At 72.4% G+C, this 21,534-nt stretch carries 22 protein-coding genes; 1 reads left to right on the top strand and 21 read right to left on the bottom strand.

Going from position 1 to position 21,534, the window contains the following annotated elements:
• Positions 1–4: 4 nt before the first annotated feature.
• The 4 genes from gmk to pyrF form a co-directional block, all read right to left on the bottom strand.
• Positions 5–598: a guanylate kinase gene (gene gmk / locus FHU40_RS20895; RefSeq protein ID WP_183594281.1), complete on the bottom strand. Its 594-nt coding sequence runs from the start codon at positions 596–598 to the stop codon at positions 5–7.
• A complete protein-coding gene (gene mihF / locus FHU40_RS20890) occupies positions 591–911 on the bottom strand; it encodes an integration host factor, actinobacterial type (RefSeq protein ID WP_183594280.1) in 321 nt (106 codons plus the stop codon). Before mihF ends, gmk begins: the two co-directional genes overlap by 8 nt.
• A gap of 419 nt (positions 912–1,330) precedes the next feature.
• Positions 1,331–1,762, bottom strand: coding sequence for a hypothetical protein (locus FHU40_RS20885; RefSeq protein ID WP_183594279.1), 432 nt, complete (start codon positions 1,760–1,762; stop codon positions 1,331–1,333).
• On the bottom strand, positions 1,759–2,571 hold the full coding sequence (pyrF, locus tag FHU40_RS20880; RefSeq protein ID WP_183594278.1) for an orotidine-5'-phosphate decarboxylase: 813 nt from the start codon (positions 2,569–2,571) through the stop codon (positions 1,759–1,761). Before pyrF ends, FHU40_RS20885 begins: the two co-directional genes overlap by 4 nt.
• Before the next feature lie 55 nt (positions 2,572–2,626).
• Here pyrF and FHU40_RS20875 point away from each other — a divergent pair, with 55 nt between their 5' ends.
• Positions 2,627–3,415 (top strand): M48 family metalloprotease, encoded by a 789-nt coding sequence (locus FHU40_RS20875; protein ID WP_183594277.1) that lies wholly within the window; start codon positions 2,627–2,629, stop codon positions 3,413–3,415.
• A 14-nt stretch (positions 3,416–3,429) separates the two neighbouring features.
• Here FHU40_RS20875 and FHU40_RS20870 read toward each other — a convergent pair whose 3' ends face one another.
• From FHU40_RS20870 to FHU40_RS20790, 17 genes are all read right to left on the bottom strand, one after another.
• The gene (locus tag FHU40_RS20870) at positions 3,430–4,467 is read right to left on the bottom strand and encodes a quinone-dependent dihydroorotate dehydrogenase (RefSeq protein ID WP_183594276.1); all 1,038 of its coding nucleotides are present in this window, start codon (positions 4,465–4,467) and stop codon (positions 3,430–3,432) included.
• Entirely contained in the window at positions 4,464–7,781 is a 3,318-nt protein-coding gene (gene carB, locus FHU40_RS20865; protein WP_183594275.1) for a carbamoyl-phosphate synthase large subunit, read from the bottom strand. The genes FHU40_RS20870 and carB overlap by 4 nt, the downstream gene beginning before the upstream one ends.
• On the bottom strand, positions 7,781–8,998 hold the full coding sequence (gene carA / locus FHU40_RS20860) for a glutamine-hydrolyzing carbamoyl-phosphate synthase small subunit (protein WP_183594274.1): 1,218 nt from the start codon (positions 8,996–8,998) through the stop codon (positions 7,781–7,783). The genes carB and carA overlap by 1 nt, the downstream gene beginning before the upstream one ends.
• A 181-nt stretch (positions 8,999–9,179) precedes the next feature.
• Positions 9,180–10,463 carry a dihydroorotase gene (locus FHU40_RS20855; protein WP_183594273.1) on the bottom strand — a complete coding sequence of 428 codons (1,284 nt, stop codon included), beginning with the start codon at positions 10,461–10,463 and terminating at the stop codon, positions 9,180–9,182.
• Positions 10,464–10,539: 76 nt separating this feature from the next.
• Positions 10,540–11,496, bottom strand: coding sequence for an aspartate carbamoyltransferase catalytic subunit (locus tag FHU40_RS20850; RefSeq protein WP_183594272.1), 957 nt, complete (start codon positions 11,494–11,496; stop codon positions 10,540–10,542).
• The gene (gene pyrR, locus FHU40_RS20845; protein ID WP_183594271.1) at positions 11,493–12,059 is read right to left on the bottom strand and encodes a bifunctional pyr operon transcriptional regulator/uracil phosphoribosyltransferase PyrR; all 567 of its coding nucleotides are present in this window, start codon (positions 12,057–12,059) and stop codon (positions 11,493–11,495) included. Before pyrR ends, FHU40_RS20850 begins: the two co-directional genes overlap by 4 nt.
• Positions 12,060–12,204: 145 nt before the next feature.
• Positions 12,205–13,218 (bottom strand): NADPH:quinone reductase, encoded by a 1,014-nt coding sequence (locus FHU40_RS20840; protein ID WP_183594270.1) that lies wholly within the window; start codon positions 13,216–13,218, stop codon positions 12,205–12,207.
• Between the two features lie 43 nt (positions 13,219–13,261).
• Positions 13,262–13,714 carry a hypothetical protein gene (locus FHU40_RS20835; protein WP_183594269.1) on the bottom strand — a complete coding sequence of 151 codons (453 nt, stop codon included), beginning with the start codon at positions 13,712–13,714 and terminating at the stop codon, positions 13,262–13,264.
• Positions 13,715–13,723: 9 nt separating this feature from the next.
• Positions 13,724–14,887 carry a MinD/ParA family ATP-binding protein gene (locus tag FHU40_RS20830; protein ID WP_183594268.1) on the bottom strand — a complete coding sequence of 388 codons (1,164 nt, stop codon included), beginning with the start codon at positions 14,885–14,887 and terminating at the stop codon, positions 13,724–13,726.
• A 105-nt stretch (positions 14,888–14,992) separates the two neighbouring features.
• Entirely contained in the window at positions 14,993–15,799 is an 807-nt protein-coding gene (locus tag FHU40_RS20825) for a DUF1206 domain-containing protein (RefSeq protein ID WP_183594267.1), read from the bottom strand.
• A 48-nt stretch (positions 15,800–15,847) separates the two neighbouring features.
• Positions 15,848–17,224, bottom strand: a complete 1,377-nt coding sequence (locus tag FHU40_RS20820; protein WP_183594266.1) for a dihydrolipoyl dehydrogenase family protein — start codon at positions 17,222–17,224, stop codon at positions 15,848–15,850.
• A 133-nt stretch (positions 17,225–17,357) separates the two neighbouring features.
• Positions 17,358–17,765: a transcription antitermination factor NusB gene (nusB, locus tag FHU40_RS20815; RefSeq protein WP_183594265.1), complete on the bottom strand. Its 408-nt coding sequence runs from the start codon at positions 17,763–17,765 to the stop codon at positions 17,358–17,360.
• The gene (gene efp / locus FHU40_RS20810; RefSeq protein WP_183594264.1) at positions 17,765–18,328 is read right to left on the bottom strand and encodes an elongation factor P; all 564 of its coding nucleotides are present in this window, start codon (positions 18,326–18,328) and stop codon (positions 17,765–17,767) included. The genes nusB and efp overlap by 1 nt, the downstream gene beginning before the upstream one ends.
• A gap of 99 nt (positions 18,329–18,427) precedes the next feature.
• A complete protein-coding gene (locus FHU40_RS20805) occupies positions 18,428–19,213 on the bottom strand; it encodes an SIMPL domain-containing protein (protein WP_183594263.1) in 786 nt (261 codons plus the stop codon).
• 127 nt (positions 19,214–19,340) lie between these two features.
• Positions 19,341–19,772: a type II 3-dehydroquinate dehydratase gene (locus FHU40_RS20800; protein WP_183594262.1), complete on the bottom strand. Its 432-nt coding sequence runs from the start codon at positions 19,770–19,772 to the stop codon at positions 19,341–19,343.
• On the bottom strand, positions 19,769–20,860 hold the full coding sequence (gene aroB, locus FHU40_RS20795) for a 3-dehydroquinate synthase (RefSeq protein ID WP_183594261.1): 1,092 nt from the start codon (positions 20,858–20,860) through the stop codon (positions 19,769–19,771). The genes FHU40_RS20800 and aroB overlap by 4 nt, the downstream gene beginning before the upstream one ends.
• Positions 20,861–21,026: 166 nt before the next feature.
• Positions 21,027–21,527, bottom strand: coding sequence for a shikimate kinase (locus FHU40_RS20790; protein WP_246391238.1), 501 nt, complete (start codon positions 21,525–21,527; stop codon positions 21,027–21,029).
• Between the last annotated feature and the right edge of the window lie 7 nt (positions 21,528–21,534).

Here is a 21,534-nt window from a genome sequence, read left to right as displayed (position 1 = left end):
AGCCTCACAGATCTGTTGGGGATTGCGTCATCAAGGCTACCAACTCCTCCGCGGCAGCGTGAACTTCGTGGTTGACGATGCTCACGTCGAACTCGGCTTCGGCGGCCAGCTCCTCCCGGGCGGTCTCGAGCCGACGCTCGCGCTCCTCCTCGGTCTCCGTGCCGCGCCCGACGAGCCGGCGTACGAGCTCCTCCCACGACGGCGGCTTGAGGAAGACGAACAGCGCGTCCGGCATCGTCTCCCGGACCTGTCGGGCCCCCTGGAGATCGATCTCGAGCATGGCGGGCCGCCCGGCGGCGAGCGCCTCCTCGACCGGCTGCCGGGGGGTGCCGTAGCGCGCGGCCTTGTGGACCACGGCCCACTCCAGCAGCTCGCCGCGCTCGATCATCTCGTCGAACCGGACATCGTCGACGAACCAGTAGTGCACGCCGTCCTGCTCCCCCGGCCGCGGCGCGCGCGTCGTCGCCGAGACCGAGAGCCAGACCTCCGGGTGGCGGCGGCGTACGTCGGCGGCGACGGTGCCCTTGCCGACGGCGGTGGGTCCGGCGAGCACCACGAGCCGCGAACGGCCCGCGTCGCCGGGCGCCTCGTCAGTCACGCGAGGCGAACTCCTTTTCGAGCGCCGCGACCTGCTTGGTGCCCAGCCCGCGGACCCGGCGACTCTCGGCGATGCCGAGGCGCTCCATGAGCTGGCGGGCGCGGACCTTGCCGAGCCCCGGCATCGACTGGAGGAGGTCGACGACCTTCATCTTGCCGATGACCTCGTTGCGCTGGCCCTCCTCGATGACCTCGGAGATCGAGGCACCCGAGTTCTTCAGCCGGTTCTTGACCTCGGCCCGCTCCCTCCGGGATGCGGCGGCCTTGTCGAGAGCCGCCTGGCGCTGTTCGGGAGTGAGGGGAGGCAGAGCCACGAGCGTGGTCCTTCTGAGTCGGTGGTCGGTGCGCTGCCGCTGGGCGGCAGGTGGCTCAATCTAGTCAGAACCGTCCGCGGGCAGCAATCGGGGTCTAGTGCCGTGCGTCAGAAGTTCTGGTGCGCTTCGCGCACCCACGGCATGCACTCTGCTGCGTTGCCGTCGCTTGCGAGACGAGCGGGTATGGCTGCGCTCCGGCGCCTGGCAGCGCACGCACCCTGAGCACGCCAACCGTGCCACAACTTCCGACGCACGACACTGGTGGGTTGGAGTTCCTCGTTTCCCCGGCTGCCCGGGGAAACGAGCACGACACGCCGAGCCCGCGCGGGGCGGTCAGGGAAGGCGAGCGCGACACGCCGTGGCGGACCGGCGTGTCGCGCTCGGGTCGCCTGACCGTGGTCCGGACTCAGCGCGGATCCTCAGAGCGTCAGCGGGGTGTGGCAGACGTCGCGCGCCTGCTGGTCGAGCTCCTGCAGCGCCTGCACGGTCTCCGCACTGCCCACGCGGCCGGCCGCATCCGCGATCGCCCGCTGCTGCGCCTTCGTGAGGCCGGGTGGCGGCTTCGCGGGGTCGTACGTCGAGGCGTCGACCCCGGCGTCGTCGAGCGCATGCCGGAGGCCCTCGATGCTGCCGACGACCTGCTGCCACTCGTCGGCGATGTCCGACGGTGCCTCGTCCGTGAGGTCGCGGAGGACGTCGAGCGCGCGGAGCAGGGCGTCGGGGTGTCCGGCGCCGAGGGTCTCGCTGAGCTCCTCCTGGTGGTCGGCGACCGCGTCGCAGTAGGCGTCCTGGTCCGACCCGCAGCCGATGAGCAGGGCGGCCGCGAGGGCGAGTGCGAGGAGTCCCCTCACCCCCGCAGCTCGTCGTTGGTGCTGCGGACGAGGTCCCGCATCGCGGCGGGGTCGGGGCCGGCCCGCAGCACCTCGCGGGAGGAGCTCGGCAGCACGGCGGCGGCCTTGCCGAACAGGCGGCGTACGTCGGCGGCCGTGCCGCCCTGGGCGCCGTAGCCCGGCGCCAGGATCGGGCCGTTGAAGGCGAGGTCCTCGTCGGTCGACCCGATCGTGGCCCCGACCACCGCGCCGAACGAGCCGAGCGGCGCGGCGCCCTCGTTGAGCTCGCGCAGCTGGTCGAGGACCCGACCGGCCACCGTGCGACCGTCGTCGGTGCGAGCGTGCTGCACCTCGGGGCCCTCCACGTTCGAGGTCAGCGCGAGCACGAACACACCGGCGTCGTGGGTGCGCGCCGTGTCGAGGACCGGGGTGAGCGAGCCGAAGCCGAGGAACGGGCTCACCGTGATCGCGTCCACCGCCAGCGGGGAGCTCGGGTCGAGGTACGCGTCGGCGTACGCCTGGCTGGTCGAGCCGATGTCGCCGCGCTTGACGTCGAGCAGCACGAGCGCCCCCGCCGCGCGGGACTCCGCGATCACCCGCTCGAGCACCGCGATGCCCCGGCTGCCGAACCGCTCGTAGAAGGCCGACTGCGGCTTGACGACCGAGGCGTAGGGCGCGACCGCCTCGACGGCGCCCAGCGCGAACCGCTCCAGCCCCGCGACGTCGTCGTCGAGCCCCCACTCGCGCAGCAGGGCGGCGTGCGGGTCGATGCCGACGCAGAACGGCCCGCGGTCGGCCTGGGCGGCGTGGAGGCGAGATCCGAAGGTCATGTCAGTTCCTCTCTTCGGCACCGGAGACGGCACTGCCGAACCTACGATGCGGCGCGTGGATGGCAACTCGTTCCGCGATCGCGTCGACGCCCGCATCGGGTCCGAGCTCGACCGGCGCCTGGTCGATCGGCTGGTCGGGACCGGCGGACGTGCCCGCCGGGTGGCGCGGGTCGCGTCGTACCTGATGGCGACGGCGGTGTACGCCGCCCTGCTCTGCCTGCTCGTCGCGGGCGGCGCGCTCCTGCTGCTGGGCGACAACTGGGTGCAGCGGGCGCTCGGCGTCCTGCCGCTGCTGCCGATGGTGGCCCTGCTCCTCCCGAGGCGCTCGGACGAGGTGCTGCACGAGGTCGATGGGGAGGCCGCACCGACGTTCACGGCGCTGCTCGCCGAGGTGGCGCAGGCGCTGGGCACCCAGCCGCCGACGTACGTCGCCGTCTCCGAGGACATCAACGCGTTCGCGGGCCGACGCGGGCTCCGCGAGCGCCGTCTGGTCGTGGGCGCCCCGCTGTGGGCGGCGTTGGACTGGCCGGGCCGGCTCGCGCTGCTCGGGCATGAGCTGGGGCACTTCTCGAACCGGGACGTCGTGCACGGCCGCTACGTCTGGTGGGCCGTGGTGACGGTCAGCACGTGGATCGACCTGCTCACCCCCCACGGGCTCATCAGCACCGAGGGCCGGACACCGGTCTTCGCGACGCTCACCACGGCGCCGCTCCGGCTCCCGCTCGTCGGCTACATCAGCGTGATGTGGAAGGTGCACGCGGCCGCCTCCCGTCACGACGAGCTGCGCCCGATGACGGCCGCCGCCCTGAAGCGGATGGCCGACGGCTACCGTCACGTCTGGTGAGCCGCTCGGGGTGCTCACCCCGCCACACCTCGGACGATCCGGCGCGGCCATAGCGGGCCTTCGTAGATGAACGCCGTGTAGCCCTGCAGCAGGGTCGCCCCGGCGTCGAGCCGGGCCCGCGCGTCGGCGACCGTGGTGATGCCGCCGACGCCGATCAGCGTCAGGTCCGGGCCGACCCGGTCGCGCAGCAGGCGCAGCACGTCGAGCGAGCGCTCGGTGAGCGGCCGGCCTGACAGCCCGCCAGCACCGACCCGCTCGACCTCGGCGGCGGGCGTGCGCAGGTCCGCGCGGGAGATCGTGGTGTTGGTGGCGATGATGCCGTCGAGGCCGATCGCGAGCGCCATGTCGGCGACCGCGAGCACGTCGTCGTCGGCCAGGTCGGGCGCGATCTTGACCAGCATCGGCACCCGCTTCGCGGTGACCTGGTCGGCGGTGCGGCGCACGTGCTCGAGCAGGGGCTGGAGCTTCTCGACCGCCTGGAGGTTGCGCAGGCCGGGCGTGTTGGGCGAGCTGACGTTGACCACCAGGTAGTCGGCGTGCGGGGCCAGCAGCCTCGTGCTCTTGCCGTAGTCGGCCTCAACCGCGACCTGGTCGTCGTCGGGCACCACCTTGGTCTTGCCGATGTTCACGCCCAGGACGGGGCCTCCCCCCGAGCCGGCGCGGCGGCGGCCGCGGGCCGCCAGCCGGGCGGCGACCACCTCGGCACCGTCGTTGTTGAAGCCCATCCGGTTCACGACCGCGCGGTCGCCGGGCAGCCGGAACAGCCGCGGCTTCGGGTTGCCGGGCTGCCCCTCCCCGGTCACCGTGCCGATCTCGACGTGCCCGAAGCCGAGCGCGGCCAGGCCGTCGATGCCGACGGCGTTCTTGTCGAAGCCGGCGGCCAGGCCCAGGAGGTTGGGGAAGGTCAGGCCGAGCGCACGCACCGGCTCCCCCGGCGTAGGTCGAAGTGCGGTGACCGGTCGCGCGGCCCGGATCGCCCGGAACGCCGTGTGGTGGGCGCGCTCGGGGTCGGTGCGGGTCAGCGCGTGGTCGAAGAGGAGTCGGTACGTCATCGGCGTGCCCAGTCCTGGAGCGAGCGCACGCCGATCTCGCCCCGCCGCACCGCCTCGATGCCCTGCACCGCGGCACCGAGACCCTGGACCGTGGTGATGCACGGGATGTTGGCGACGACCGACGCCGTACGGATCTCGTAGCCGTCGGCCCGGGAGGACGAGCCGCTGGCCGAGCCGTTGGGAGTGTTGATCACCAGGTCGATGTCGCCGTCCAGGATCATCTGCACGGTCGTCGGCTCGCCGGCCGGCCCCTCGCCCTCGTAGTGCTTGCGGACGATCGCTGCCTGGACGCCGTTGCGCCGGAGCACCTCGGCGGTGCCCTGGGTCGCGAGGATCTCGAAGCCGTGGTCGGCGAGCACCTTGATCGGGAAGATCATGTGCCGCTTGTCGCGGTTCGCCATGCTCACGAAGACCTTGCCGCTGGTCGGGAGCGGTCCGAACGCGCCGGCCTGGGCCTTCGCGAACGCCGTACCGAAGTCGGCGTCGAAGCCCATCACCTCACCCGTCGACTTCATTTCGGGCCCGAGGACGGTGTCGACCTGCCTGCCGTCGGGGGTCCGGAACCGGTTGAACGGCATCACGGCCTCCTTGACCGCGATCGGCTGGTCGGGCGGCAGCGTGCCGCCGTCGCCGGCCGCAGGCAGCACCCCGGCGGCGCGCAGCGACGCGATCGACTCCCCCATCATCACCCGGGCCGCGGCCTTCGCCAGCGGCGTCGCGGTCGCCTTCGACACGAACGGCACCGTGCGCGACGCACGCGGGTTGGCCTCCAGGACGTACAGCACGTCCGACCCGAGCGCGAACTGGATGTTGAGCAGCCCGCGTACCCCGACCCCGCGCGCGATCCCCTCGGTCGCCTCACGGATCCGGCTGATCTCGCTGTCGCCCAGGGTGATCGGCGGCAGCGCACACGAGGAGTCGCCGGAGTGGATGCCGGCCTCCTCGATGTGCTCCATCACGCCGCCGAGGAAGAGCTCCTCGCCGTCGTAGAGCGCGTCGACGTCGATCTCGACCGCGTCGTCGATGAACCGGTCGACCAGCACCGGGTGCTCCGGGCTGATCTCGGTGGCGCGCTCGATGTAGCCCTCGAGCGCGGCGTCGTCGTACACGATCTCCATGCCGCGGCCGCCGAGGACGTACGACGGGCGCACCAGCACCGGGTAGCCGATCCCGGCGGCGATCCGCTGCGCGTCGGCGTACGACGTCGCCATGCCGTGCTTGGGCGCCGGCAGGCCGGCGTCCGCCAGCACGCGGCCGAAGGCGCCGCGCTCCTCGGCGAGGTGGATCGCCTCGGGCTGGGTGCCGACGACCGTGACGCCGTTGTCCTTGAGCGCCTGCGCGAGCCCGAGCGGGGTCTGGCCGCCGAGCTGGCAGATCACGCCCGCGACCGGGCCGGCCTGCTCCTCGGCGTGGACGATCTCGAGCACGTCCTCCAGGGTGAGCGGCTCGAAGTAGAGCCGGTCGGAGGTGTCGTAGTCGGTCGAGACAGTCTCGGGGTTGCAGTTGACCATCACGGTCTCGTAGCCCGACCCGCCCTTGCTGTGCGAGAGCGCCAGGCTCGCGTGCACGCACGAGTAGTCGAACTCGATGCCCTGGCCGATCCGGTTGGGCCCGGAGCCGAGGATGATCACGGCCGGCCGCTCCCGCGGCGCGACCTCGGTCTCCTCGTCGTAGGAGGAGTAGTGGTACGGCGTGGCCGCGGCGAACTCGGCCGCGCAGGTGTCGACGGTCTTGTAGACCGGCCGGATGCCCAGCGCGTGCCGGACCCCGCGCACGACGTCGGCCGCCATGCCGCGGATCTTGCCGATCTGGACGTCGGAGAAGCCGTGCCGCTTGGCCTTGCGCAGCAGCGCGGGCGTGAGCTCGGGCGCGGCGGTGACCTCGGCGGCGACCTCGTTGATCAGCATCAGCTGGTCGACGAACCACGGGTCGATCCCGGTCGCATCGAAGATCTCCTCGGGCGTCGCCCCGGCCCGGATCGCGTCCATCACCCGCTTGAGCCGACCGTCGTGGGGCGTGCGGATCTGCTCCAGCAGCGCGGTCTTGTCGAGCTCGACCCACTCCTGGTGCCAGTCGAACAGCGCGTCCTTGCTCTCCAGGGAGCGCAGGGCCTTCTGCAGCGCCTCGGTGAAGTTGCGGCCGATCGCCATCGCCTCGCCGACCGACTTCATGTGCGTGGTCAGCGTCGGGTCCGCGCCCGGGAACTTCTCGAACGCGAACCGCGGCACCTTGACCACGACGTAGTCGAGCGTGGGCTCGAATGCCGCCGGCGTGCTCTGCCCGTCGTCGCGGGTCGTGATGTCGTTGGGGATCTCGTCGAGCGTGTAGCCGATCGCCACCTTGGCCGCGATCTTGGCGATCGGGAAGCCGGTCGCCTTGGAGGCGAGCGCGGAGGACCGCGACACCCGGGGGTTCATCTCGATCACGATCACCCGGCCGTCGCGCGGGTTGACGGCGTACTGGATGTTGCAGCCGCCGGTGTCGACGCCGACCTCGCGGATGATGCCGATCGCCAGGTCGCGCAGATGCTGGTACTCGCGGTCGGTGAGGGTCATCGCCGGTGCGACGGTGATCGAGTCGCCGGTGTGCACGCCCATCGGGTCGAGGTTCTCGATCGAGCAGATGATGACGACGTTGTCGGCCTGGTCGCGCATCACCTCCAGCTCGTACTCCTTCCACCCGATGATCGACTCCTCGATCAGCACCTCGGTGGTCGGGCTGGCGGCGAGGCCGGCGCCGGCGATGCGGGCCAGGTCGCCCTCGTCGTAGGCGATGCCGGAGCCGGTGCCGCCCATGGTGAACGACGGGCGCACCACGACCGGGTAGCCGAGCTCGGCGACGGCCTTCTCGCAGTCGTCGAGCGAGTGGCACACGAAGCTGCGGGCGACCTCGCCGCCGACCTTCTCGACGATCGCGTTGAAGAGCTCGCGGTTCTCGCCGCGATGGATCGCCTCGAAGCTCGCGCCGATCATCTCGACGCCGTACTTCTCGAGCACGCCGCGTTCGTGCAGCGCGATCGCGGCGTTGAGCGCGGTCTGGCCGCCGAGCGTCGGCAGCAGCGCGTCGGGACGCTCCTGGGCGATCACCTTCTCGACGAACTCCGGCGTGATCGGCTCGACGTACGTCGCGTCGGCAAACTCGGGGTCGGTCATGATCGTGGCCGGGTTGGAGTTCACCAGGACGACCCGGATGCCCTCATCCTTGAGCACCCGGCAGGCCTGGGTGCCCGAGTAGTCGAACTCGCACGCCTGGCCGATGATGATCGGCCCGGAGCCGATCACCATGACCGACTTGATGTCCTCGCGCTTCGGCATCAGGCGTCCTTCCCGTCTGTGGTGGTTTCGAGGCTCGTCGCTTGCGCTCCTCGCACCTCAACCACCGGTTCGGTGGTTGAGGAAGGCGCGCTAGCGCCTGTCTCGAAACCACCCAGCAGCTCCACGAACCGGTCGAAGAGGTACGCCGCGTCGTGCGGTCCGGCGGCGGCCTCGGGGTGGTACTGGACCGAGAAGCCCTTGAGCCGCCCGGACCCGTCGCGGAGCTCGAGGCCCTCGACCACGTCGTCGTTGAGGCAGACGTGGCTGACGCTCGCCTCGCCGTACGGCGTGGTCGTGGACCCGTCGAGCGGGGCATCGACCGCGAAGCCGTGGTTGTGCGCGGTCACCTCGGTCTTGCCGGTCGTGCGGTCCAGCACGGGCTGGTTGATGCCGCGGTGGCCGTACTTGAGCTTGTAGGTGCCGAAGCCCAGGGCCCGACCGAAGAGCTGGTTGCCGAAGCAGATCCCGAAGTACGGGATCCCCTCGGCCAGCGCGCCCTGCAGCACCTCGACCTGGTGGGTGGTCGCGGCGGGGTCGCCGGGGCCGTTGGAGTAGAAGAGCCCGTCGGGGTTCACCGCCGTGATCTCCTCGAGCGTCGCCGTCGCGGGCAGCACGTGCACCTCGACGCCGCGCTCGGCCAGCCGGTGCGGCGTCATCGACTTGATGCCGAGGTCCAGCGCGGCGACCGTCAGCCGCTTCGGTCCGATCGCGGGCACGACGTACGCCTCCCCCGTCGAGACCTCGGAGGCGAGCTCGGAGCCGGCCATCTCGCCCGACGCACGCACCCGGTCGAGCAGCGCCGCCGGGTCGGTCTCGGTCGAGGAGATGCCGACCCGCATCGCGCCCCGCTCGCGCAGGTGCCGGGTCAGCGCCCGGGTGTCGATGCCGGAGATGCCGACCACGCCCTGGCCGCGCAGCTCGTCGTCGAGCGACCGGGTCGCGCGCCAGTTGGAGACCCGCCGGGCGGGGTCGCGCACGACGTACCCGGCCACCCAGATGCGTCGGCTCTCCGGGTCCTCGTCGTTGACGCCGGTGTTGCCGATGTGCGGCGCGGTCATCACCACGACCTGGCGGTGGTACGACGGGTCGGTCAGCGTCTCCTGGTAGCCGGTCATGCCGGTGTTGAAGACCGCCTCGCCGAAGGTCTCCCCCGCGGCGCCGTAGGACTCGCCCCGGAAGGTGCGGCCGTCCTCGAGGACGAGGATCGCGCCGCTCATGCCAGCTCCCTCTCGACGCCCTGGGCGGGGCGGGGCGGCGGTGAGCCAGCAACCGAACCCCGACCCTGAACGGTTGCCTGCTCACCGCTGCCCGGCACCGACGCGGTGCGGCGGTGAGCCAGCAACCGAACGCCGACCGTGAACGGTTGCCTGCTCACCGCTGCCCGGACGATCACCGCGCTCATGCGAGCTTCCCGTCGAGCACGGTCGCCTTGCCGCGCAGGAACGTCGCGACCACCCGGCCCGGCAGCTCCATGCCGCGGTACGGCGTGTTGCGGCTCAGGCTGGCCGACTCCGACGGCTCGATGGTGCGGCGGGCGCCGGGGTCGTAGAGCACCACGTTGGCGGGCTCGCCCACCTGGACCGGCCGGCCGTGCCGGTCGGAGACCCGGCCGATACGGGCCGGGGCGTAGGACATCCGCTCGGCGACGCCGGCCCAGTCGAGGCGACCGGGGTCGACCATGGTCTGCTGCACGATCGACAGCGCCGTCTCGAGCCCGAGCATCCCGAACGCCGCGGCCGCCCACTCGCAGTCCTTGTCCTCGTGCGGGTGCGGGGCGTGGTCGGTCGCGACGATGTCGATGGTGCCGTCGGCCAGGCCCTCCTGCAGCGCGGCGACGTCGGCGGCCGAGCGCAGCGGCGGGTTGACCTTGTAGATCGGGTCGTACGTCGCGGCGAGCTCGTCGGTGAGCAGCAGGTGGTGGGGGCAGGCCTCGGCCGTCACGTCGACGCCCTTGCCCTTGGCCCAGCGGATCAGCTCGACCGAGCCGCTGGTCGAGACGTGGCAGACGTGCAGCCGGGAGCCGACGTGCTGGGCCAGCAGCACGTCGCGGGCGATGATCGCCTCCTCGGCGACCGCGGGCCAGCCGGCGAGCCCGAGCCGGCCGGAGAGCTCGCCCTCGTTCATCTGGGCGTCCACGGTCAGCCGCGGCTCCTGCGCGTGCTGGGCGACGACGCCGTCGAAGGCCTTGACGTACTCCAGCGCGCGGCGCATCAGCACCGCGTCGCTCACGCACCTGCCGTCGTCGGAGAAGACCCGCACGCGGGCGGCCGAGTCGGCCATCGCGCCCAGCTCGGCGAGCCGCTCGCCGTCGAGGCCGACCGTGACCGCGCCGACCGGGTAGACATCGCAGTAGCCCGCCTCGCGGCCCAGCCGCCAGACCTGCTCGACGACACCGGCCGTGTCGGCGACCGGCTCGGTGTTCGCCATCGCGTGCACGGCCGTGAAGCCGCCCAGGGCCGCGGCCCGGGTGCCGGTCTCGACGGTCTCGGCGTCCTCACGACCCGGCTCGCGCAGATGGGTGTGCAGGTCGACCAGGCCGGGCAGCGCGATCAGGCCGCTCGCGTCGATCACCTCGGCGTCCGCCGGGGCGTCAGCCGGGTCGGCGATGACGCCGTCGCGGAGCAGGAGGTCGGTCGGCGTACCGCCGAGGACCGCGACGTTCTTGATCAGGTACTCGCTCATGCACGTACTCGCTTCGCTCCGTGCGCGCATGAGGCACATGGCGCGCTGTATTGATCGATGAGCTCGCTCCGCTCGCTCACTCTTCTCCTCCGACGGCGGGGGTGCTGCCGCCCAGCAGCAGGTACAGGACGGCCATCCGCACGGCGACGCCGTTGGTGACCTGCTCGACGATGACGGACCGGTCGCTGTCGGCGACGTCCGCGGTGATCTCCATGCCCCGGACCATCGGACCCGGGTGCATCACGATCGTGTGGTCCTGGAGCGTCGCCATCCGCTTGCCGTCGAGGCCGTAGCGGCGGGAGTACTCGCGCGCGGTCGGGAAGAACCCGCCGTGCATCCGCTCCCGCTGGACCCGCAGCATCATCACGGCGTCGGCCTTCGGGAGCGCCGCGTCGAGGTCGTAGGAGACCTCGACCGGCCAGGTCCCGACGCCGACCGGCAGCAGGGTGGGCGGCGCGACCAGGGTGACCTCGGCGCCGAGCGTGTGCAGCAGCAGCGCGTTCGAGCGCGCCACCCGGCTGTGCAGCACGTCGCCGACGATCACGATCCGCCGTCCGTCGAGGCTCCGGGCCTGGCCCTGCCCCAGGTGTCGGCTCATCGTGAACGCGTCGAGCAGCGCCTGCGTCGGGTGCTCGTGGGTGCCGTCACCCCCGTTGACGACGCTGGAGCGGACCCAGCCCGAGTGCGCGAGCCGGTGCGGGGCCCCGCTGGCGCCGTGGCGCACGACGACCGCGTCGGCACCCATCGCCTCGAGCGTCAGCGCGGTGTCCTTGAGGCTCTCGCCCTTGGACAGGCTCGAGCCCTTGGCGGCGAAGTTGATCACGTCGGCGGAGAGCCGCTTGGCCGCGGCCTCGAACGAGATGCGGGTGCGGGTGGAGTCCTCGAAGAAGAGGTTGACCACCGTGCGGCCGCGCAGCGCGGGCAGCTTCTTGATCGGCCGGTCCGCGAGCTCGCGGAGCTCGGCGGCGGTGCTCAGGATCAGTTCGGCGTCGGCCCGGCTCAGGTCGGCGGCGCTGAGCAGGTGCCGCTTCACGCCGGCACCTCCTGACCCGTGGTCTGGATCGTCACGGCGTCGGCGTCGTCGACGTCCGCGAGGGTGACCTTCACCCGCTCCACCAGCGAGGTCGGCAGGTTCTTGCCCACGAAGTCGGCACGGATCGGCAGCTCGCGGTGGCCGCGGTCGACCAGCACCGCGAGCCGGACCGCCTTCGGCCGGCCGATGTCGTTGAGCGCGTCCAACGCCGCCCGGATGGTGCGGCCGGAGAACAGCACGTCGTCCACCAGCACCACGGTGCGGTCGTCGATGCCCTCCGGCGGGATCTCCGTCGGCAGCAGCGCGCGGGCGGGCTTCATCCGCAGGTCGTCGCGGTACATGGTCACGTCGAGCGACCCGACCGGCACGTCGTACCCCTCGACGGCGGCGATCCGCTCGGCGATCCGCCTCGCGAGAGGTACGCCGCGGCTCGGGATGCCGAGGAGGACGAGATCGTCGGCGCCCTTGTTGCGCTCGAGGATCTCGTGGGAGATGCGGGTCAACGCCCGCTGGATGTCACCGGCGTCGAGGACGACGCGTTGGGTCTCTGGGGGCGCAGGCAAGAGCCTCGGACCTCCTTCTCCGCCTCACGGGACGGCTCGTTAAAGGATGTCGAATCGGGTGTCACCCTACCGCGCGCACCGCGCGATCTCGCACCCGGCGCGGGTGTTTCCCGCGGGATGGGACGGGTCGCTCAGTCGGAGTCGCTCAGTCGGAGACGTCGATCAGCACCTTGCCGACCACGCCGCCCTCGACCGCGTCGTGCGCCGCGGCGGTCTCGGCCAGCGGGTAGTGGTGCAGCGGCAGGCCGGCGTCGGCACCGACGCGCAGGGCACCGGCCGCCACGGCCGCCCGGACGTCGTCGACCGCGGCCCGGAGCAGGCCTGCGTCGAGCGTGTAGAGGATGAGGAACTGCAAGCGCAGGTTCTTCCCGAACGCCGCGCGCAGCGGCATGGTCATCTCGTCACCGCCGTTGTTGGCGTAGATCGACACCAGCCCGTGCACCTTGACGACGTCGAGATCGAGCGTGATGTTCTGCGCCGGGGCGACCTCGACCGCGATGTCCACGCCGTCGGGCGCCACGGCCGAGATCGCCGCGGCCGGGTCGCCGACGGTGTAGTTCACCGTGTGGTGCGCCCCCGCGGCCACCGCCAGCGCGCCCTTCTCGTCGCTGCTGACGGTCGAGATCACGGTCGCGCCCGACCACCGGGCCAGCTGGATCGCGGCGTTGCCGACCGCTCCCGCTCCCCCGGCCACCAGGACGACGCGACCCTCGAGTGCCCCCGGGCCGAGCCGCGCGGGCCCGAACTCCGACCCGGTCAGCGCCCGGTGCGCGGTGACGGCGGGCACGCCGATGCTCGCGCCCAGGTCGAAGTCGGCGCCGTCGGGCAGCGGTACGACGTGCTCGGCCGGCTGCACGGTGTACTCGGCGGCCGTGCCGTGCGCCCGGCCGTGCTGGGCGAGCACCAGCCACACCCGGTCGCCCACCGCCAGCCCGGTGACTCCGGCACCGACCGCGTCGACGACGCCCGCACCGTCCTGGCCGGGCGTCACCTCGTCGTACCCGCTCATCATGCCGGCCCGGAACTTCCAGTCGGTCGGGTTCACGCCGGCCCGGACCACGCGGACCCGCACCTCCCCCGCGCCTGGCTCCGGGCGATCACGCTCGACCAGTTGGAGGACGGACGACGGACCGGTCTCGCGGTAGACGACTGCTCGCATGTCGACCAGTAACCCATGCAGGCCCGATTCCATGCCCGGAGGGTCAGGCGGTGCCGCCTCGAGTCGCCCAGACGTGGCCGCCCTCGTCGATCCGGAGCAGGATCCGGTCCTCCCGGCGGTCCAGGACCGCCAACAGCCAGACGAACGCCCAGATGCCGAAGGTCACCACGGTCGCGATGGCGTGCAGGAGATGGTTCACCGGGCGTCGGTAGGCGAGCACCGGTCCGGTCGGGCCGTGGTGCACGAGGGTGGCACCGTTGTGGAGGATCTCCTGCTCGACGGCCAACGCGAGCCCATGCTCGAGCTGTTCGCGGTCGAGCGATCGCCAGGTGCTCGGCGAGTCCGGAGATCGAAGCAGGTTCGGCTGGAGGGAGTACGCCGCCGCCCGCAGCTTCTTGCCGTCCCAACGACGCCACCGGTCGCCGTCCCAGACCAGGTCGCCGTCCCGGCGGTCCGCGCGAGCCTTCCTCGTCGGCTGCGCCTCGAGCGTCGTCATGGCGTCATGCTAGAGCGCGGCGGCCATCCCCGCGCACGCCCTGAGCCACTCCCGGCGGGTGCCCCGGGACAGCTGCGGATACGGCACCACCGAGCCGGCGACCAGGGCCGGGTCGTAGGGAACCCGGTAGACGCCCCGGGTGCGCTGCTCGTAGACGTCGACCAGGTCGGCGGCGAGCTTGGCGTCCACGGTCGCGGACGGGTCGGAGAGCACCGTCACCGTCTTGTGCTTGAGGTCCTCGTAGCCGGCGTCCTGCAGGGCGTCGAGCATCCACAGCCCGCTGTAGCCGGTGTCCTCGCGCACCGTCGAGGTGACCACGAGCAGGTCGGCGGCGCCGGCGGCGGCGAGCCAGTTCTCGGCGCGCATGTTGTTGCCGGTGTCGACCAGGATCACCCGGTAGAAGCGCTCGAGCAGCTGGTGGACCGCGTCGAAGTCCCGGGCCCGGATCGTGCCGGTCACGTCGGGCCGCTCGTCGGAGGCGAGCACGTCGAAGTGCGCGTCGCCCTGGGAGCGCACGAACGCGCCGAGGTCGCCGATGCGCGACTGGTAGACGTCGGTGAAGCGCTCGAGGTCCTCCAGCAGCTCCCGCGTCGTGTTGCGGTGCGTGCTGCGGGTGCCGCGCATGCCCAGGGTGCCGCGGGTCTCGTTGTTGTCCCAGGCGACGACCCCACCGCCGCGCACGGTGCCGAACGTGAAGCCGGCGGCCAGCACCCCGGTCGTCTTGGCCGCGCCGCCCTTGGGGTTGATGAACGCGATCGTGCGCGGGCCGTCGAAGTCGCGCTGGATCGTCCGCCGGTCCTCGACGTACGAGCGCTCGTCCGCGCCCATCCGCGGGTTCACCAGGCCGCCGGTCCAGCGACGGGTCCTACCCCGCCAGCCCCAGGTCGCCGGGCCGAGATCCTGCGCGGAGTCGCGCCGGTCGAGGAAGTCGGTGGCCGACATGAAGCGCCGCAGCCCCGGCTCCTCGCCCTCCCGGGCCTCCGGCGGGTCCATCGGCGCCCGGTGCGCCGGCGGCGGGCCGGCGGGCGGCGGCGTCGTCGGCCGGGTCACCGGGCGGGTCACCGGGCGGATCGTCGGACGAGAGGCCGGCAGCGGGTCGGTGAGCGGGTCGCCGGCCACGTCCTGCAGGGCGTCGCGGCGCGCGCCCCCGGAGCCCCATGCTTCCTGCGACATCGTTCCTCCTCGATCGGCGGGACGCTCCTGCACAGGCACGTCTTCCCCCAATCCCCCGGGGTCACACGCTCGGGCAGCGAGCTAGCGGGCGAGCTAGCGGGCGAGCTAGCGGGACAGATGCCGGGCCTGGGCCAGCGTGAACAGCCCGAAGCAGGCCAGCCCCACCCCGATCACGCAGAGCAGCGCCGGGCCGAACGGCTGGTCCAGCACCTCGAAGAGCGCCTGGTCGAGACCGCCGGACTTCTTCGCGTCGTGGGTGATCGCGGCGTACCCGAAGAGCCCGCCGACGATCGCGAACGCGACGCCGCGGGCGGTGTACCCGATCTTGCCGAAGGTGAGGTACGCCGTGCCGGTCTTGCCGCTGCGGCCCTCGGCGTCGAGCTTGTCGGCGAACTTCTCCGTCCAGGCGCGGTAGACCTGCACGACGCCGAAGCCGAAGATCGCCAGCGCCACCAGCCCGACGAGGACCTGGCCGGCCGGCACGCTCATCAACCTCGCGGTCCACGTCTCCTCCCCCTGCCCGGACGAGCCGGATCCGATCGCGACCTTGACACCGCTGGCCCCGATGATCACGTAGACGACGGCCTTGCCGGCCGAGACCAGGCGCTTGACGGTGCGCTTGCCGTCCTCCTCGTCGCGGTGGCCGACGGCGGCCTCGATCAGCTGCCAGGCGGCGAGCAGGAACATGCCCACCGCGACGACCCAGATCAGGACGCCGCCCAGGGGCTGCTGGGCCAGCTCGCGGAACGCACCGCTGCTGGAGGGCTTCCCCTCGCGGTCGCCGAAGGCGAGCTGGACGGACAGCCACGCGATCAGCAGGTAGACGACGGCGTACGCGACCAACCCGACCCGCGCGATGCGGTCGACCCAGTCGCTCTCGTGGGCCGCGCGGGCCCGCTGGCCCACGCTCACGGCGCGCTCCGGGGCGGGCAGGTCGAGGTCGGCCTAGTCGAGGTCGGCCTAGTCGAGGTCGGCCAGTGCGGTCTCGATCGCGCGATGGAAGGTCGGGTAGGCATAGATCATGGTCCTGAGCGTGTCGACGGGGACCTCCGCGTGCACCGCGACGGCCAGGAAGCCGAGGATCTCGCCGCCCGCGGGACCCATCGCCGTCGCTCCGACCAGGACCCCGCGGTCGGCGTCCTCGACGACCTTGATCAGGCCGTGCCCACCCGGGCCGTGCATGAAACCGCGCGAGGACTCCTCCAACTTGGTGATTCCCGTCCGCACCGACAGGCCCGCGTCCCGGGCCCGCTGCTCGGTCATCCCGACACCGCCGACCTCCGGGTCGGTGAACGTCGTGTGCGGGACCGCGTGGTAGCGCGCCGGCGCCCCCTGCTCCCCCACGACGTCGCGCAGCGCGACCGCGGACTGGTACATCGAGACGTGGGTGAAGGCCCCCTTGCCGGTCACGTCACCGATCGCCCAGAGGCCGTCCTGGACCCGACACCACTCGTCGACGTCGAGCGTGCGGCTGCCCGGGTCGAGGCCGACGGTGTCAAGTCCGAGATCGTCGAGGTTGGGCGTGCGGCCCGCGGCGACCAGCACCTTGTCGGCGGTCAGGTGCTCGCCGTTGCTGAGGTCGAGGGTGAACGCGCCGTCGGCGTACGCCGCGCGGGTGAGGTCCACGGAGGTCAGCACCCGGATGCCCTCCTCGGCGAAGACCTTCTCGAGCAGCTCGCTCGCCTCGGGCTCGTTGACCTCGAGCAGGCGGGAGCCGTGCTGGACGACGGTGACCCGCACCCCGAAGCGGGCGAACACCTGGGCCAGCTCGCAGCCGATCGGGCCGCCGCCGACCACGACCAGGCTGCCCGGCAGCTCGGCGAGCCGGACGGCGTCGCGGTTGGTCCAGTACGGCGTGTCCGCGAGCCCCTCCACCGGCGGCACCGCCGGCCGGGTGCCGGGGTTCAGCACGACCCCACGGCGCGCGGCGTACGCGACGGTCCCGCCGTCCGCGAGCGCGACCGTGACCTGCTTCGGACCGGTCAGGCGGCCGACACCGTGGTGCACGGTCGCGCCGGTGTCACGGAGGCGGTCGACCGCGATGGTGTCGTCCCAGTGGGTGGTGGCGTCCTCGTCGATGCGCCGGTGCACGACCGACCACGCCGGCGCGATGCTCGCCTCGCCGGCGACCTGCGGCGCCCGCCGCACCTCGGCGACGGTGTCGCTGCCGCGCACCATCATCTTGGTGGGGACGCAGCCGTAGTAGGGACACTCCCCGCCGACGAGGTGCCGATCGACCGCCACCACCTCGAGCCCCGCCTTCGCGGCACCCGCGGCGAGAGCCTCACCGCCCGGGCCGGTACCAATGACGACCAGGTCCACCTCGTGCTGAGTCATGCTCCCAGCATCGCGGGGGCGTCAAGGCGCCTCGGGGTTTCGGCTGTCAGCAGCCGATTCCCGCACGACACGCCGGCGCGACGCGGCGTGTCGTGCGGGTTCCGGCGGTCAGCAGCCGAAACCCGCGCGGGGCTCAGACCAACGACGCCTTGTCGCGCAGCACGCTCCCGAGCACGCCGTTGACGAAGACCGGCGACTCGTCGGTCGACAGCTCGGTGACCAGCGTCATCGCTTCGCTGATCGCCACCGGGTCGGGGACGTCGTCGGCGTACAGCAGCTCCCAGACGCCCAGGCGCAGCACGTTGCGGTCGACCGCCGGCATCCGCTGCAGCGTCCAGCCCTCGGCGTACTGCCCGAGGACCTCGTCGATGCGGGCCCGGTGCTCCTCCACGCCGCGCACCAGGACGGCGGTGTACTCGTTGGTCGGGCCCTCGCCCTCCGCGATGGCGCGGTCGAGCGCCTCGGTCGCCGACTCGCCTCGCAGGTCGGCGGCGAAGAGGACGTCGAGGGCGCGCTTGCGCGCCTTGGTGCGTGCGGCCATCAGGACTTGACGCGGCCCAGGTAGGACGAGTCGCGGGTGTCGACCTTGACCTTCTCGCCCTGGTTGATGAACAGCGGCACCTGGATCTCGTGGCCGGTCTCCAGCGTGGCCGGCTTGGTGCGGCCGGTGGCGGAGTCACCGGCGAGGCCGGGCTCGGTGAAGGTGATCACCAGCTCGACGGAGGCGGGCATCTCGATGAAGAGGACCCGGCCCTCGTTGGTGGCGACGATCGCCTCCTGGTTCTCGAGCAGGAAGTTCTTCGCGTCACCGACGATCTCGGGCGCGACCTCCAGCTGGTCGTAGGACTGGACGTCCATGAAGACGTACGACGCGCCGTCGTTGTAGAGGTACTGCATCGTGCGCCGGTCGACGGTGGCGGTCTCGACCTTGGTGCCGGCGTTGAAGGTCTTGTCGACGGTCTTGTTGGACTCGACGTTCTTCAGCTTGGTGCGCACGAAGGCGGGGCCCTTGCCCGGCTTCACGTGCTGGAACTCCACGACGGACCAGAGCTGGCCGTCGATGTTGAGAACCATGCCGTTCTTGAGGTCGTTCGTCGTTGCCATGCGCAGGTGTCAGCCTTCGTACGTCGGGTGGGTTCGTGGGTGACCACTGGGGCACCAGCGCATGAGTCTATCGGCTGGCCGGGCGCCGGGAGCAATCCGCTACGAGAGCTCCCAGACGATCCGGACGGTCACCGCCGCCTCGTCGCGCCCGGCGCGGATCGGCACCTGCGAGACCCGGTACGCCGAGAGGTCGGCGAGTGCGGCGACCGGAGTCGCCAGCGGCCGCGCCCGCACCTCCCGCACCGTCACGACGTCGCCGAGCGTCTGGCCGGACGCCGCGGCGTACTGCTCCGCCTTGGTCCGCGCCTCCTCGACAGCCGCCGCCCGTGCCTGCGCCATCACCTCGTCGGTGTCGCCGACCAGCAGGCGCAGATCGGAGACGCGTACGTCGTTGCCCCCGGCCGCGACCGCCGCGCTCACCGCGGCACCGCCCCTCTTGAGCTCGTCCACCAGCACCCGCGCCCGCTGGGCGACCCGGTAGCCGCGCAGTGTCGGCGGACCGGAGGCGTGGTAGTCGTACACCGGGTCCATCGACAGGCCGGTGGTCTGCACGTCGCCCTTCGCGACACCCTGCTCGGCGAGTGCGCCGAGGACCCGCGCCATCGAGGCGTTCGCGGCGTCGAGCGCGTCGGCGAGGTCGGGCCGGGTGACGTTGACCGCCAGGGCGAAGGACAGCTGGTCGGGCACCGCGCTCGCCTCGCCCTTCCCGGTCATGGTCAGCAGGCGGGCCTGCTCCCCCGCCGTCGATCCCGTCGCCCCGTCGTCGGCCGCGTGCGCCGGCGGATCGTCCGAGCCGCCGAGCAGGTACGCCGCGACCAGGGCCACGGCCACCAGCAGGGCGATCAGGAGGGTGCGGATGCTGACGGTGACGGAGGAGCGGTCCATGAGGAGTCGGACGCGCCCACCCCACCCCCGGTTCCCCCGGTTCAGTCGGGAGTGCTGACGGTTGAGTTGGGAGTTCTGGACACCGCGCCGGCCGGAACTCCCGACTCATGTGGTCGGAAGGTACGACTCAACGTCGGGCGAGGCGCTCCAGGGCCAGGCGGTAGCCGTCGATGCCGTGGCCGGCGATCACCTCGATGGCGTACGGCGTGACCACGGAGGTGTGCCGGAACTCCTCGGGGCGCTGGTGCGGGTTCGAGATGTGCACCTCCACCAGCGGGGCGACGAGCTGGGCGCAGGCGTCGTAGATGGCGTACGAGTAGTGGGTCCAGGCGGCGGCGTTGAGCACGACCGGGGTGGCGTCGTCGGCGGCGGCGTTGAGCCAGTCGAGCATCTCGCCCTCGTGGTTCGTCTGGCGCACCTCGACGTCGAGGCCGAGCTCACGCCCCCACCCGACGCACAGCTCCGCGAGCTCCGCGTGGGTGGTGCTGCCGTAGATCTCCGGCTGCCGGCGGCCGAGCCGGCCGAGGTTGGGTCCGTTGAGGACCAGCGCCTTCGTCACGAGCCACCCCCGACCGCGGCGTACGCCGCCCGCAGCAGCTCGCGGTCGGGGCCGGCGAGTACAGCGGGGCGCGCGAGGTCGTGGAGCACCACCAGCCGGAGCTGGTTGCCGCGGGCCTTCTTGTCGACCGCCATGTGCGCGTGCAGCGTGTCGAACGACGCGCCGTCGTACGTCGTGGGCAGCCCGACCCGCCCGAACGCCGCGCGGTGCCGCTCGACGAGGTCGGGGTCCAGCAGCCCGGCCCGGGCGGCGACCTCGGCGACGAACACGCAGCCGATCGCGACGGCCTCCCCGTGCCGGATCGCGTAGTCCTCGCTGCGCTCGATGGCGTGGGCGAGCGTGTGCCCGTAGTTGAGCACCTCGCGGCCGGGGTGCCCGTCGACGCCGCCGGTCTCCTTCAGGTCGGCCGCGACCACCTCGGCCTTGACCCGGATCGCCCGCTCGACCAGCTCGCGCAGCTGCGGGGAGTCGGCGGTCAGGTCGGCCGGGTCGGTCGCCTCGACGATCTCGAGGATCGCGGGGTCGGCGATGAAGCCGCACTTGACGACCTCCCCGAGACCCGCGACCAGCTCGGGCCGCGGCAGCGTGGCGAGCGTCGCGAGGTCGCACAGCACGCCGGCGGGCTCGTGGAAGGAGCCGACGAGGTTCTTGCCGGCTCCGGTGTTGATGCCGGTCTTGCCGCCCACCGCCGCGTCGACCATCGCCAGCAGCGTGGTGGGCACGTGCACGACCCGCACCCCGCGCAGACAGGTGGCGGCCACGAACCCGCCCAGGTCGGTGGTCGCTCCGCCGCCGTAGGTGACGACGACGTCGGAGCGGGTGAAGCCGGCGGCACCCAGCGCCTCCCAGCACTGCGCCGCCACCGTCGCGGTCTTGGCCGCCTCGCCGTCGGGCAGCGGCAGGTCGAGCACGTCGTACGACGTGCCGAGCGCGGCCAGCACCGGGTCGGCGGGCAGGCTCGCCGGGTGGATCACCGCCACCCGGGCCACCCCGTCGCCGAGCAGCCCCGGCAGCCGGTCGAGCACGGCGTGGCCGACGACGACGTCGTACGGCGCGGGCCCGGCGACCCGGATGACCGTGGCGCTCATGCGTCACCGCCGATCCGAGCGGCGGTGAGCAGGCAACCGAATGCCGCCCCCGAACGGTTGCTGACGCACCGCCGCGCCGCGGCCGCGCCGGGCCGCGGTGAGCAGGCAACCGAATACCCCTCCCGAACGGTTGCTGACGCACCGCCGCCCGGCAGCCGCACCGCGCTCATGCCGTGGCCGCCAGCGCGGTGACGATCTCGTCGGCGATCTCGTCGGGTGCCCGGCCGTCGGTCTCGACCGCGAGCGTCGCGACCGACTCGTAGATCGGGGTGCGCTCGTCGAGGAGTGCCTTGATCCGGCCGCGGACGTTGCCGAGCAGCAGCGGCCGCGACGTGCCGAGCCCGACCCGCTTCACGGACTCCGAGAGCCCGACCCGCAGGAAGACCACGTCGTGGCCGGCGAGCAGGTCGCGGGTCGCGGGGTCGAGGACCGCCCCGCCGCCGACGGCGAGCACGCCCTCGTGGGTGGCGAGCGCGGCCGCGACCGCGGTGCGCTCGAGCTCGCGGAAGGCGGCCTCACCGGAGTCGACGAAGATCTCGGAGATCGGTCGGCCCTCGGCGGCCTCGACGTCGTGGTCGGTGTCGCGCACCGTCATGCCGAGTCGCTCGGCGACCAGGCCGGCGATGGTGGTCTTGCCCGCGCCCATCGGGCCGATCAGCACGATCATCCGCGGC

This window comes from Nocardioides soli, from assembly GCF_014191495.1.
Lineage (GTDB): Bacteria > Actinomycetota > Actinomycetes > Propionibacteriales > Nocardioidaceae > Nocardioides > Nocardioides soli.
Note: the sequence above shows the minus strand (reverse complement) of the source record. Positions and strands in the feature narration are given on the sequence as shown.

Bases quoted from the DNA above. Each gene is read 5' to 3' on its own strand.
- pyrF (WP_183594278.1), bottom strand. From the start codon at position 2,571: ATGACCTTCGGATCTCGCCTCCACGCCGCCCAGGCCGACCGCGGGCCG.
- FHU40_RS20870 (WP_183594276.1), bottom strand. From the start codon at position 4,467: ATGACGTACCGACTCCTCTTCGACCACGCGCTGACCCGCACCGACCCC.
- carB (WP_183594275.1), bottom strand. From the start codon at position 7,781: ATGCCGAAGCGCGAGGACATCAAGTCGGTCATGGTGATCGGCTCCGGG.
- carA (WP_183594274.1), bottom strand. From the start codon at position 8,998: ATGAGCGGCGCGATCCTCGTCCTCGAGGACGGCCGCACCTTCCGGGGC.
- FHU40_RS20855 (WP_183594273.1), bottom strand. From the start codon at position 10,463: ATGAGCGAGTACCTGATCAAGAACGTCGCGGTCCTCGGCGGTACGCCG.
- FHU40_RS20840 (WP_183594270.1), bottom strand. From the start codon at position 13,218: ATGCGAGCAGTCGTCTACCGCGAGACCGGTCCGTCGTCCGTCCTCCAA.
- FHU40_RS20835 (WP_183594269.1), bottom strand. From the start codon at position 13,714: ATGACGACGCTCGAGGCGCAGCCGACGAGGAAGGCTCGCGCGGACCGC.
- FHU40_RS20830 (WP_183594268.1), bottom strand. From the start codon at position 14,887: ATGTCGCAGGAAGCATGGGGCTCCGGGGGCGCGCGCCGCGACGCCCTG.
- FHU40_RS20820 (WP_183594266.1), bottom strand. From the start codon at position 17,224: ATGACTCAGCACGAGGTGGACCTGGTCGTCATTGGTACCGGCCCGGGC.
- nusB (WP_183594265.1), bottom strand. From the start codon at position 17,765: ATGGCCGCACGCACCAAGGCGCGCAAGCGCGCCCTCGACGTCCTCTTC.
- efp (WP_183594264.1), bottom strand. From the start codon at position 18,328: ATGGCAACGACGAACGACCTCAAGAACGGCATGGTTCTCAACATCGAC.
- FHU40_RS20805 (WP_183594263.1), bottom strand. From the start codon at position 19,213: ATGGACCGCTCCTCCGTCACCGTCAGCATCCGCACCCTCCTGATCGCC.
- aroB (WP_183594261.1), bottom strand. From the start codon at position 20,860: ATGAGCGCCACGGTCATCCGGGTCGCCGGGCCCGCGCCGTACGACGTC.
- FHU40_RS20790 (WP_246391238.1), bottom strand. From the start codon at position 21,527: ATGATCGTGCTGATCGGCCCGATGGGCGCGGGCAAGACCACCATCGCC.